This window comes from Bacillus sp. FSL K6-0923 (genome assembly GCF_038630825.1).
GTDB lineage: Bacteria > Bacillota > Bacilli > Bacillales > Bacillaceae > Bacillus > Bacillus pumilus.
Genome location: NZ_CP152044.1, coordinates 811,556 through 824,530, shown reverse-complemented (window position 1 = coordinate 824,530; position 12,975 = coordinate 811,556). Strand labels below are relative to the sequence as shown.

Annotated in this window: 10 protein-coding genes; 2 read left to right on the top strand and 8 right to left on the bottom strand. The window is 43.8% G+C overall.

Annotated elements, in window-relative coordinates:
- Positions 1 to 2: 2 nt before the first annotated feature.
- From MHI16_RS04025 to MHI16_RS03990, 8 genes are all read right to left on the bottom strand, one after another.
- Positions 3 to 1,598, bottom strand: coding sequence for a sensor histidine kinase (locus MHI16_RS04025; RefSeq protein WP_061407080.1), 1,596 nt, complete (start codon positions 1,596 to 1,598; stop codon positions 3 to 5).
- Between the two features lie 143 nt (positions 1,599 to 1,741).
- Complete coding sequence (locus MHI16_RS04020; protein ID WP_342498100.1) at positions 1,742 to 4,171, bottom strand: exosporium glycoprotein BclB-related protein; 2,430 nt, start codon at positions 4,169 to 4,171, stop codon at positions 1,742 to 1,744.
- A 111-nt stretch (positions 4,172 to 4,282) separates the two neighbouring features.
- Positions 4,283 to 5,368, bottom strand: coding sequence for a bifunctional diaminohydroxyphosphoribosylaminopyrimidine deaminase/5-amino-6-(5-phosphoribosylamino)uracil reductase RibD (gene ribD / locus MHI16_RS04015; RefSeq protein WP_268467398.1), 1,086 nt, complete (start codon positions 5,366 to 5,368; stop codon positions 4,283 to 4,285).
- Between the two features lie 276 nt (positions 5,369 to 5,644).
- Entirely contained in the window at positions 5,645 to 7,402 is a 1,758-nt protein-coding gene (locus MHI16_RS04010) for a WD40 repeat domain-containing protein (protein WP_061407076.1), read from the bottom strand.
- Positions 7,403 to 7,406: 4 nt separating this feature from the next.
- Positions 7,407 to 8,210: an SUMF1/EgtB/PvdO family nonheme iron enzyme gene (locus MHI16_RS04005; protein WP_061407074.1), complete on the bottom strand. Its 804-nt coding sequence runs from the start codon at positions 8,208 to 8,210 to the stop codon at positions 7,407 to 7,409.
- Positions 8,211 to 8,243: 33 nt separating this feature from the next.
- Positions 8,244 to 8,969 (bottom strand): GTP cyclohydrolase II, encoded by a 726-nt coding sequence (locus MHI16_RS04000; protein ID WP_058015455.1) that lies wholly within the window; start codon positions 8,967 to 8,969, stop codon positions 8,244 to 8,246.
- Between the two features lie 275 nt (positions 8,970 to 9,244).
- On the bottom strand, positions 9,245 to 9,901 hold the full coding sequence (locus MHI16_RS03995) for a methyltransferase domain-containing protein (protein ID WP_058015456.1): 657 nt from the start codon (positions 9,899 to 9,901) through the stop codon (positions 9,245 to 9,247).
- Positions 9,902 to 10,873: 972 nt separating this feature from the next.
- Positions 10,874 to 11,221 (bottom strand): general stress protein, encoded by a 348-nt coding sequence (locus tag MHI16_RS03990; protein WP_058015457.1) that lies wholly within the window; start codon positions 11,219 to 11,221, stop codon positions 10,874 to 10,876.
- Positions 11,222 to 11,442: 221 nt separating this feature from the next.
- Between MHI16_RS03990 and MHI16_RS03985 the strand changes: the two genes are divergently transcribed.
- Both MHI16_RS03985 and MHI16_RS03980 read left to right on the top strand, forming a co-directional pair.
- Positions 11,443 to 11,832, top strand: coding sequence for a YfmB family protein (locus MHI16_RS03985; protein WP_058015458.1), 390 nt, complete (start codon positions 11,443 to 11,445; stop codon positions 11,830 to 11,832).
- Between the two features lie 108 nt (positions 11,833 to 11,940).
- Positions 11,941 to 12,945, top strand: a complete 1,005-nt coding sequence (locus tag MHI16_RS03980; protein ID WP_058015459.1) for an NADP-dependent oxidoreductase — start codon at positions 11,941 to 11,943, stop codon at positions 12,943 to 12,945.
- Positions 12,946 to 12,975: the final 30 nt, after the last annotated feature.

The following is a 12,975-nucleotide window of genomic DNA, read 5'->3' as shown; positions in this document are numbered from 1 at the left end:
ACCTATTCCCCCTTTGTGCCTTTCGGTATGTAAACAGTGAAGATGGCACCGCCTTCTTTTTGGTTCGCAACTTCAATCCAGCCCCCAAGTTCCTCCAGCACTTCTTTGACATTGGCAAGTCCATAGCCTCGCCCTTCTCCCTTTGATGAATGTCCTCTTGTGAAAAGTTGTGAAATGGCTCCTTCATTGACACCATCTCCTGAATCAGACACCTCTATGATAATATCAAATCCAATATCTGTGATGAACAGGCTTACGTCTCTTTTCTCCTGATTCAATACGGCCTCAAACGCATTGTCTACGAGATTGCCAATGATGGTGATAAAGTGAGATAAACTCATATGGACTGGGAGCGGCTCCAATGAACTATTTTCATCAATGTGAAAATGAACTTTTTTCTCAGATGCCTTTCCTAACTTCCCAAGTAAAATGGCTTGTATCTTCGGAGAGCGAATTTGCTTCATGAGTAAATCATGCTGGCGATTTTGAAGAGTATATTCTTCTTTAATTAAGTCAATGGCTTCATCCACTTGTTTCAACTCAAGCAAGCCCAAAATAGCGTACAGTTTATTCGAAAATTCGTGTGTTTGCGCTCTAAGGTCTTCTGAATATTGGCTTACCTCTGTCAATGTATCTAGGAGCTTCGTCAGCTCGGTCTTCTCCCTGAAGCTCACAATTCCTCCAAATACTCGATTGTCCTGCACCACTTTTTTGACATTTAACACAAAGGTTTTATCATTGACGACTGATTCTATGTTAGGTTCAATCGTCTCTACCTTTAGATAGGATAGAAGATTGGCATTTGGCAACACTTGATCAATATGAAGAGGCAGCGTTGAAGAGACCCGCAGCATCTGTTCAGCTGACGTATTCATCATTGTAATTGCACCTTTACGGTCAAATGCAATGATTCCCTCTTTAATCGCGTGCAGCATCGCTTCTCTTTCTCGATATAATGAGGCAATTTCATGCGGTTCAAGCCCTAATATATCTTTTCGAATACTCCTTGTTAAAAAAATCGCTCCAAAAACCCCAGGCAGCAAAACAAGAAGGGCAATATAACTTAATTTGAATAGTTGATGGGCTGTCGCTTGGTCGATATCTCTTTTTAAAAATTCGACGCTGACTGTCCCAATAATTTCTTCATGACTGCCTGTTTCTTTCATAATTGGGGCACTGCCTCTGACAACGGTTTCACCATCAGAATCACCCGTTGATATGGAGGTTCCTCCAAATAGCAGGGTACTTCTTCCTTCCGACACACTGATGGTTTTCCCTACATCCTCATGATTTGTATGAAAAAGAACCTTTCCTTTTTGATTGGTGATAAAAATAGCATGCGCTCTTACTTGCTCCTTCATTTGCTCAAGTACAGCCTGCTCTTCGTTTTGGGAATCTCCTGTAGCCACTGATGTTTTAATAGGCGGCATATATGAAATCGTTCTAGCAGTTTGCACTGCCAGCTGTTCAGCTTGGCTCTGCCTTTCTGATGTCTGCAAAAAACCAAAACAAATGGTCAATAAGGCAATAACAACAAGCAAAAGCCCAATAATTAACCCAAAAATTTTTGTTTGTAAAGTGACTTTCCTTTTGCCCATCCTCACCGCCACAACCCCTAATTTATGTAGATTCACCCGAATAGACTCTAAGAAAATCATATCACTTTTTCTCACTAAGTTAAGAGAAAATTCATTCAATACAAAAAAGGACGACTCATGATTGAGTCATCCCAATGTGTTCATTACGTGATTGATAAACCAGCACTCGCATAGCCTGCAACGGTATTCACTAATGATAGACCTGTAGCTGTTGCAGAGAAGACAACGAGCAATCTTGTTTCTGGTGTGACTGGTACGTTCAAACCAGTAGCAATGCCGTTTGAAATAGCACCTATCGTTAAAATACCGGTTAACGCTGGAGCCAATGTGACGCTCGCTACTTGCGTGAAACTGTTATCTGGTGTCGGTGAAGCAAACAGACTAGCTGTTACAGTAATACTCGTGCCAACTAAAGAAAGCGCGGCTGTCGTACTAAAATAGCCAGCAAATGACGTAATGGTTCCATCTCTCGGCACTGAAAACGCCATGTTTAGTAATGTTCCTGCTGCCCCGGTTAAATCAATGATTCCGCCTACAATACTGACACCTGTCGCTGAGTTACCAAATCCGACCAAGCTAGATGTTCCAACAAGACCGCCTGCGATTGTGGTTAAAACAGCTGGCGTACCAGATGCAAATGGAATAATTGCACTCGATCCTGTCACACCTGTTGGACCTGTGGCGCCGGTGGCTCCTGTTCCTGTTGCTCCGGTTGCTCCCGTGGCTCCTGTATCTCCGGTTGCACCAGTTGCTCCGGTTGCTCCGGTTGCTCCTGTATCTCCTGTTGCTCCGGTCGCTCCGGTTACTCCCGTGGCTCCTGTATCTCCTGTTGCACCAGTTACTCCGGTTGCTCCTGTATCTCCGGTTACTCCGGTCGCACCTGTATCACCCGTTACTCCGGTTGCTCCTGTATCTCCGGTTGCTCCGGTCGCACCTGTATCTCCTGTTGCACCAGTCGCTCCGGTTACTCCGGTCGCACCTGTATCACCCGTTACTCCGGTTGCTCCTGTATCACCCGTTACTCCGGTTGCTCCTGTATCTCCTGTTGCTCCGGTCGCTCCGGTATCTCCTGTAGCTCCTGTTACTCCTGTAGCACCAGTTACTCCGGTCGCTCCGGTATCTCCTGTAGCTCCTGTTACTCCGGTCGCTCCGGTATCTCCTGTTACTCCGGTGGCGCCGGTATCTCCTGTGGCACCGGTATCTCCTGTGGCACCGGTATCTCCTGTGACGCCAGTTGCTCCGGTATCTCCCGTGGCTCCGGTTACTCCTGTAGCACCAGTTACTCCGGTCGCTCCGGTATCTCCTGTAACACCAGTCGCTCCGGTATTTCCTTTGGCACCGGTATCTCCTGTGACGCCAGTTGCTCCGGTATCTCCCGTGGCTCCGGTTACTCCTGTAGCACCAGTTACTCCGGTCGCTCCGGTATCTCCTGTAACACCAGTCGCTCCGGTATTTCCTTTGGCACCGGTATCTCCTGTGACGCCAGTTGCTCCGGTATCTCCCGTGGCGCCGGTAGCTCCGGTATCTCCGGTATCTCCCGTGGCTCCGGTTGCTCCGGTATCTCCCGTGGCGCCGGTTACTCCGGTATCTCCCGTGGCGCCGGTTACTCCGGTCGCTCCGGTATCTCCTGTGGCACCGGTTGCTCCGGTATCTCCTGTGGCACCGGTTGCTCCGGTATCTCCTGTGGCACCGGTTGCTCCGGTATCTCCTGTGGCACCGGTTGCTCCGGTTCCTGTTGCACCGGTCGCTCCGGTATCTCCCGTGGCTCCTGTTACTCCGGTCGCTCCGGTATCTCCCGTGGCTCCGGTTGCTCCGGTTCCTGTTGCACCGGTAGCGCCGGTATCTCCCGTGGCGCCGGTTACTCCGGTCGCTCCGGTATCTCCCGTGGCACCGGTTGCTCCGGTTCCTGTTGCACCGGTAGCGCCGGTATCCCCCGTGGCGCCGGTTACTCCGGTCGCTCCGGTATCTCCCGTGGCTCCGGTTGCTCCGGTTCCTGTTGCACCGGTAGCGCCGGTATCTCCCGTGGCGCCGGTTACTCCGGTCGCTCCGGTATCTCCCGTGGCTCCGGTTGCTCCGGTTCCTGTTGCACCGGTAGCGCCGGTTGCTCCGGTTTCACCAGCTGCTGCTAACAAGGTATAATCTGGTGACGAACCTGGCGTCCCTAATGGCGGCGCTGAATTCACCACATACGTACTCCCATCGAATGTCACGACTTGACCTACTGGATAGGTTGGGGCTACCGCTGGATCAAATGCTACGATGCCCGTTAAGCCTACACCCGTGGCTCCAGTCGCTCCTGGTGGACCCGCTGGACCCGCTGGACCTACTGCACCCGCCGGACCTGCTGGGCCTCTTCTTCCTCTCCCGCCTGGCGGACCTTGAATCACACAAACACAAGGATCTTTTCCGCAGCAAGGATTTTTCACTGATTTTCCTGGCTTACCTGATCTTCCTTTCTTACAACTATCACATTCCCAGCCATCATCCTTATACGCATCATACCAGCTTCCTTTTTGGTAGTGGTCTGTCGAATGAGTTGGATATGTCTTTCCGCATTGTCTACATCTTCTCATGGAATCACCCCCATCCATCGTATTCATCGTTCCTTGGAAAGGTGTATGTACATTTTTATTTTTATTAAAAATATTGAAAAGACCTCGCGCTCGATGCACAAGGTCTTCTATTTATTGAAATTTCATTGTTATTTTGATATCTTTTCCTACCATACTATATTTAACATCTGCTGGACGAATCGCCTCTTTTAGTTTTTTTACCCCATCTCCTTCAAAAAAAGTAGGCGCACTCTTGCCTCCGATTAATAAAGGTGCCATATAAATGACAGCTTCATTGACAAGTGATGCTTCTAAAAAGGAAGCACTCACATTCCCTCCTGCTTCAACAAGAACTGACATGACAGAACGTTCCTTCAGCATGCGTAACACTTCGTGAATATCCGTCCGCCGCTCTCCGCTTGTGACATAAATTTGATGCCCTTTGTCTATAAGCTGTTCATACTTTTTCTGATCATACATATGCGAGGTGCAAATAATGGTTTCCGCCATACGATCTGTTAAACATTTCGCATGAAGCGGAATCCTTAATGTGGAATCTAAAATGACACGAATGGGCTGGGTCATGATTGAATCTTTCACAATAAGACCTGCATCATCTTGAATAATCGTTTCGACACCAGTTATCACAGCATCTGCTTCTTGGCGCAATTGCTGCACTTCTGTTCTCGCTTCTGTTCCAGTGATCCATTTGCTTTCTTGATCAGCCGTTGCAATTTTCCCATCTATTGAAATCGCTGATTTTAATATGACATAAGGAAGGTCTGATTGAATGAAATGAAAAAAAGGCACGTTTAAGCGCTCTGCCTCCTGTTTACATATTCCTTCTTCTACTTCGATTCCAGCTTGTTTCAACATGGTCATTCCCTTGCCTGCTACAAGCGGATTCGGATCTTGCATCGCAATGACTACTCGTTTCACACCACTTTTGATAATCGCTTCAGTGCAAGGACCCGTTTTCCCATGATGCGAACAAGGTTCAAGCGTGACATACAGATGAGCTCCTTCTGCCTTTTCTCCTGCCATTTGCAGCGCATGAATTTCAGCATGAGGTTCACCCGCCTTCATGTGAGCACCCATTCCAACAATTTCACCTTGCTGTACAATGACGGCACCGACAAGTGGGTTTGGGGAGGTTTGCCCTTTCATTGCTTTTGCGTTGGCAATCGCCAGTTTCATATAAAACACATCGTCTTTCATGTGAGTCTCCTTTCTTCTCTTTCAAGGGAAAGAACTCCTTCAGGAAATGAAGGAGTTCTATTCTCATATTTTTTCCATCCGTTTCTTTTCAGAACGATCATAGTAAGGCAAGGAATAAAAAAGTTTATATGATGCTCGTTGTTTACAAAAACAGCATTTGCGACATTCATATTTATTAATGAGGAGCACATGCGGACAATTGAGTACAGTTAGGCCTTTTTTCATATGTTCCTTGCAAACACTTATCATGAGAATCCCCCGCTTACATTCTTTTTCTTAATGAGAGATTACTTCTTTTGGAAATTGTTCAAATAAGCGCAGTACTTCGGTATACGTGCCATCTTCTCGAATATGATAAATCCCACCATCATACGAGCTTGCGTATACATCATTGCCTAATTGTCTAATGGCACTTATCCCATTCTTAGCAATTCTAATTGGGCCGGTATTGACCCCTAGCTCTGGATTCCACACTACGATATAGCCCCAATAATCTCCGCTCACAATATAGCCAGAGTCTGTGACAGAGACCGATTTAATCGAATACTGGTGTTCATTATGCTGGTCTAAAATTCTTCCTGTATGCAAATCAAACAATCTCACATTCTTGTCACGGCTGACAATGGCAATACGGTCTCTTTTGCTATCAATGAATACGTCATTTAACAGCTCTGTCGCCCCGATATATTTGGCTTTTAAAGACAAGCTCTTCTTATCTAAAAGACAGATGGTGCCTTCTACCGCAGCTGTGATGATATGATCCCCTTCTACTTTTAATGCTTTCACAGCACAATCATGTGCTTTGGAACGGCCAACTTCCTTTAAATGCTCTGTCGAAATGACATGTACATAACCGCCGTAAGTTCCAATATAAAATTGCCTGTCCTCCTCGTGGAAATACACACTGTTGACCGGTCCTGTATTGAGATCAAACGAAACCATTTGCTGTAATGATTCATGAACAATATGCACCTGACTTGCATGATCTCCCCACGCATAATAGCTTCCATCTCTAGCGACAGCCACTCCATTTGTTAAAACGCCTGTCGATTTAGTGATTTCAATCCCATTCTTTCTGAATTTTCCGTCATCTGATGCTGTGATAATATCTCCTGCCTCAGTCAGTGCAATATCATTAATAGATGGTGTCGCCATTTCGACCTCATCTGATACAACTTTCCCCTTTTCAATAGACCATTCACAATACGTTTTTCCAAAGCTGGCTCCTAGGATAGATTTCTCATCTTCTGTCCAGACAAGCGAGCGCTCCCACTGATATTTATGAGGCAACAGCGTATCGACTAAATCCCCTGTTTCGTAATTCCACAGCTTAATTAAATGGTCATAGCCTGCTGTCAGCAAGTAATTGCCGCTTGGAGAAAAGTTCACCCGCTTGACGCCCTGTAAATGAGCTTTAATGATTTTTTTCTCCTGTAACGTCACCGCATCATAAATAATGACGGTGCCATCGTCTCTGCCCAGTGCGAACACTTCTTTTTGATTGCTGCCGCTGATTGTGTCCAGCTCATAATCAAACGGACCGATTTCCCCTACAATTTCTCCTGTATCATACAGCCATACAAGAACGTAGCCGTCATCACCTGTTGTATAAGCTTTATCGCCATGTATCCATACAGCTAATACATCTTTGCTATGTCCATGAAATTCTCTTAGAATGGCTCCTGTTTCGATATCCCAGACTAAGCATCTTCTATCTCTGGACACCGAGACAAGCAAGGTATCCTGCTTCGCAAAAGCAACGGCTTCTACATCATCCGCATGACCAAACAAGGTGCGAATTCGAGTATGTGTGCCTGTATCATACAATTGAATGGTGTAGTCTGACGAAGCACTGGCTAAGTACTTTCCGTTTTCAGAAAGAGATAAAGAGTTAATGATATGCTCATGACTTCCAATAAACGTTCCTTCTCCTGTCGCCCGGTTCCACTGATAAATACAGCGGTCATAGCCGCCAGTGTAAACAATTTGGTCCTGCTGAGTTGATATAACAGATGTAATTGGTCCTCTATGCATAATTTTACACTCCCACCTTTATATGTTGTTTTTGACGAGTCATTACACGAAAGCCAGTAAATCGAAAAACAGGGTCTGGATGCTTCCCGTGTCTTCTGGCAACTCTGCATAAATCTCCGCCTCTTGCAAAGGAGCCTCCTTTTAAAATGTAGTAATCACTGCCAAGCGTTTCCGTTAAATCATCTACAACCTCAATGCCGCCTTCGTACACATGATATTTGCTGTTGACCCATTCCTCGACGTTGCCCCCCATATCATAAAGTCCGAATAAGGATCTTCCCTTTTCGTAATGGCGGACAGGCGTCGTTTTTTCAATATTTGATTCGTACGTATTACAGTAAGACGGGTCGAACTCATCTCCCCAAGGATATTGATTTCTCGTGTTACCCCGGGCAGCATATTCCCATTCTTCTTCCGTAGGAAGCGACACGTCTATCCCGAGTTTCCCGCTCAGCCACTGGCAGAATGAGAAGGCTTCCTCGATCTCCATGCCCCAAGCCGGATGATCTTTCCCGCCGCCAAGTTCTTGATTCGTTAAGCTCTCAGGGTACGACTGGCCTGTTTCATCACAATAACTTTGATACCATTCATTGGTGACGACCGTATCTGAAATGAAAAATTCATTGATATACGGCTGATAGGATGGAAATTCTTTGTACAGCCATTTTTGAAATTTTTTCTCACGGCCGTAAGTTGGATTGAGAAGCTTGTCCTTCCAGAATTCTGATGCCTTTTTCATATCTTCTTCATTACTTCCGATTGTTGCATAGCCGCTTGGGATTTGAATCCAATTGATTTCAGGTTTCACGCTTTTCTCCCGCCTTCTTTAAAGTAAACTCATCTACTGATTAATTAATTTTTTCTCATCGACCATATGCCCTGAGGCTGCTTTTGCTTTTAAATAGGCTTCATTATAGAGAGAGGCTTCGACCGTATGATCAAACCGCAAAACAGGAAGACCGTAGGCAGCAATGGAATCGACTTTATCTGGATTATTCGTTAGGAGATGCATTGGTTTCCCTTTGTTTAAATAGTGCAGAACAGCCGCTGCCTCCTCGTAATGCCGGTCATCATCGCCGCATCCAATCAGGCGGTTGGCTTCAAACGTATCCAGCTGCATTTCCTGTAATTTATACGTCAATGCTTTCGCCATCAGCCCAATTGACCGCCCTTCTTGATTGGCCATATAGACAAGCATGCCTTTTCCGTAATCGGTGATTTTTTTCAGCGATAACGCAAGCTGTGGACCGCAGTCACATTTCAGTGACCCAAACACATCCCCTGTTTGGCAGACACTATGAATTCGCACAAGCGGCGGCATTTCATTTTCAAAGTCGCCAAATAAGAGACAAGAGGAAAAGGTTTGCTGCGCGGTACTCATTTGGACAATAGATTCGATCGTTGGTTTTGTCTCCCCTTCAACAGGTGCGAAGGCATACCACTTAAATGACACTTCTTCATGTTGAATGGAGATTGGCAGGTTCACTGGCCCCACGAGCAAATAGTTTTTTTCTTGAAAGGTAAAATGATGAATCATTGATTGTAATTCATCTACAAACTTATTCATTTGTCTCCCCCCTATTCATCGCTGCACCCAAATCGACTCAGGAAGCGCAGTGATGGTGATGAATATGTGTCCGCACTCCTGGCTTAAAAGAACATGGATATGCGTTTCCTCTCATCGTTCAGACCTTGATTCCACCTATTCTAGCGATAGTTCAATCTAGGTCTTTTCCAGTACAAAAGAGCAGACTTTTGGGTTCACGCCTTTCTCTTACATGATGCGCGTAGGCTCTTTCTTAGAATGAACACCTCTGCTACGTCTGAGTGTTCACCTTTGTACTAGATTTTGACGGCAATGACATGGTGCTGGCTTATGCCGGCTTTTGCTTTTAATGGTGTAATCGATACAAGCTCCAGACCTGATGAACAAATTCTTTCTCCAAGCTGAGAGTCTGAAAATGAAAAGTGGAAGCGGCCATCTTCTCCGATTAACCCTGTTCTCCACTCTTCTCCCCATACAACAAGTGAGAAGACTCCGCCTTCTTGAAGCAAAGAGGACACCTGTTTTAAATAACGCTCATGATCATCAGGGTGCTGGTGATGAAAGCAGCCATGATCTAAAATTAAATCAAACTGCTTTTCCCGTCCCTGATCCATCGACCAGGACATAAAATCTTGATGAAAAAAATAGACAGGGACCGTTTCTCTTTTCTGTAACCCTCCCCACTCCTCATGCTCATACAGGTCGATGCCGACATATTCGGAAAGTCCGCTTAAATGTTCAAGTGCCCGGCCGTTCCCGCATCCGATATCGAGCACAGAAGCAAGTGCATTTTTTTCCCTTGAACGCCAAGCTTTTAATGACATCACGGCTGCATCTGTTAAGGATGGATCAGTAGACCACATATCTGTTCTTTTCTCATAATGTTCTTGAAATGCCATACGCATTTTTTCTAGATACAACCCACTGTCTTCATGGTATAAAGCCTTTTTCATCACAGGACCTCCTTCTATTTAAAATCGACTTTTCGGGCAAAGGTCATTTCCAAGCCAAAAACCTTATGTTAAAATAAAAGATGGATTTTTTAGGAAATCTGTTTTCTGAAAAAGAAGAGAAGCATCCCACATGTTCACTCTTCTTTTTCAGCATGCATCCTCATATGCAGCCATTTGAAAGCTGAAGCGCATCAGCTTGTTTTCTCTTTTTTTCATATGAGTTCACCTCCTTCACCGTTCGATCAACTCACAACCTTTTTTGAAACCGCTTTCTCTTCTGTACAAAAACATAACGTCTTTTCTATATCTCTTGCAAAGTGATCATAGTAGAAAGGTCAATCTACTGTTTAGATCGGCCGCCATATTTTCTTCAAGTAAAAGACCGTTTTCTTATGTGTTAGTAGACATATTCCGAGTAAGCTTTTTCTCTTAAAAGCACTTATACCTTGGTTTTATGACACCACCTTTCACTAGAATAAGCCTTGAATAAACCCTTCAGAATTTTAACAACTACTTCCATAATGACTGGAATAAGCCAAATATATTGTTTTTAGATTATTTTGTCAACAAATTATTTCCTAAACATTAAAATGAATTTTCTAATTGAAAATACAGGTATTTTTCGTGGTTTTTTGACCTCAAAACACTTATTTCTACACAAAAATACAACATAAACCAATAGAACTAAGAAATTTATCTACTAAATTACACAAGATTTTTATTACATTTTGAAACAAAACCGAAAGATACAATGATTATTTCCCGAATGGTTTTTTGTGAAATTTTTACTATTCTTTTCTTATTTCCTATCTTTTTCTTTGGTATATCTGCATTTTCAATTAGATGTTTTACTGTTTATTCCAATCTGCTATTTTTTCTAAATATAGTAAAAAAGATGCAACCTCTCCTTCAAAGATGATGGCATGAAAAAAAGCCCCTTACAAAAGTAAGAGGCTTTTTCTCAGTTGGCGTTTATGCCCAAGTTTTCACTTTTTCATGGTCTGTCACAAACAGAAGGACTTTTCCTTCATCTAAATGTTCTTCAAATTTCTCAGCTTCTTCTTTAGAGAAACCAATTTCATGGATTTTATTTCGGAGCTCATCACCCTTTTTACTAAAGATGTTCCCAACAGCATGTTTCAGTCCAACTTCTCTTGGACCTATCGTATTGGCATCTGCATTCCCAGCAATACGCTCTGTACGATCATCGTCATGGGACAGAACATAAATGTCCTCTCTTGCAACACCGAGTGATTTTAATTGCTCTACATCTCTTTGAAGTGTTTCATCATTTGAATACTCTCTTACAACAGGTTTCATTTTTTATTCCTCCTTTAGCGTCTTACGAATCTTTTACCCGTCACTTTTATCATTAAACCTTCCTTGAGCACATCCATTTTACATTGAGTACTAACCATGCCTATTGACTTATTTTTGACAAAAACCCTGTAAAAATGACTAAATTTTCTGAAATATTGTGTTCATCCCTGCTGTTTTGTTGTACAATTCTTGTACTGGAGGCTAGAAATGAGGTAGAGCTGATGTATTACTTTTCAGCGGAGCAGCAGTTTAATGCTTGGGTTGTCAGTGATTTGGTGAAACAGCTTTTTCAAAAGTGGAATCCTGAAGAAGCAAAAGCAGAGCCGCTTACATTGTTTGCTGAACAGCACTTTCGCATCTCCATTGATTATCTCTTTTCCATCATTATTAACATTGGAGATATCGAGTCGATTGAACAAGATCCACAAGACCTGTTGTCCTCATACTTGAATATCCTTTTTCCTTTTGTGACGCGCGATATGATGAAAGCCTCCATGCAAAATGCGAACGAATATTTGTTAAAAGAACGTGATGCGGACGTGTATCAGCTGTTTGGCTGTCTGCCGCCGCTCCTCTCTGTTGACTTTCAAAAAAGTAGTCCTCATCTATGAGATGGCGGCTGCTTTTTTGTATGTGTTTGAAATAGACCGTATGTTTTGAATGAAAAGAAGCATCATGTTAATGTAAATCTAGGCTGCAAGTGAAAGGGAGGATTTGACATGAGTCAGCAAAAGCAAATTCAATTAGCCAAACGTCCACAAGGATTACCTACAAAAGATGTTTTTCATTTTGAAACAGTCGATATACCTGTGCCGCAAGATGGTGAAGTTTTGATTCAAACGAAATATGTTTCTGTAGATCCTTATATGAGAGGACGAATGCAGGATACAAAATCCTATACACCTCCATTCAAGCTAAATGAAGTGATTCAGGGCGGTGTTGTCGGAGAAGTTGTCGAGTCTAAATCGCCTCAATTTGAAAAAGGTGATTTTGTTCTCGGATTCCTTGGCTGGCAAGAATATTCCACAGCCAAAGCTGAATCTCTCACTAAAATTGATCCATCTATCGCGCCATTGTCCTATTATTTAGGCATTTTAGGCATGCCAGGGCAAACCGCTTATTTCGGTCTTCTTGCAATTGGCCAGCCAAAAGAAGGCGAGACCGTTGTCATTTCTGGGGCCGCAGGTGCTGTTGGTTCCGTCGTGGGACAAATTGCTAAGATCAAAGGCGCTCACGTCGTTGGGATTGCTGGATCTGATGATAAGCTGGCTTATTTAAAAGAGCTGGGCTTTGATGAAACAATTAATTATAAAACAACAAAAGACTTAGATGATGCTATTGCAAAGGCGTGCCCTAACGGCGTCGATGTGTATTTTGACAATGTAGGCGGCGAAATATCTGATGCCGTGATGAATCATTTGAACCGCTTCGCACGTATTCCAGTGTGCGGCGCGATTTCGTCTTATAACATTAGCGCAAGCGAGGACATTGGACCGCGTGTTCAAACAAAACTCATTAAAACAAGCGCATTGATGCAAGGCTTCATTGTTGCCAACTATTCAGATCGTTTTGAAGAAGCAGCAAGAGATCTCGCACAATGGGTAAAAGAAGATAAACTGACTTATAAAGAAACAATCATTGAAGGCTTTGACAACATTCCTGATGCATTCCTCGGACTATTCAAAGGGGAAAATGTCGGAAAACAGCTTGTCAAAATTTCATAAAAAGAAAGGACCCTCCATGTGGGAGGGTCC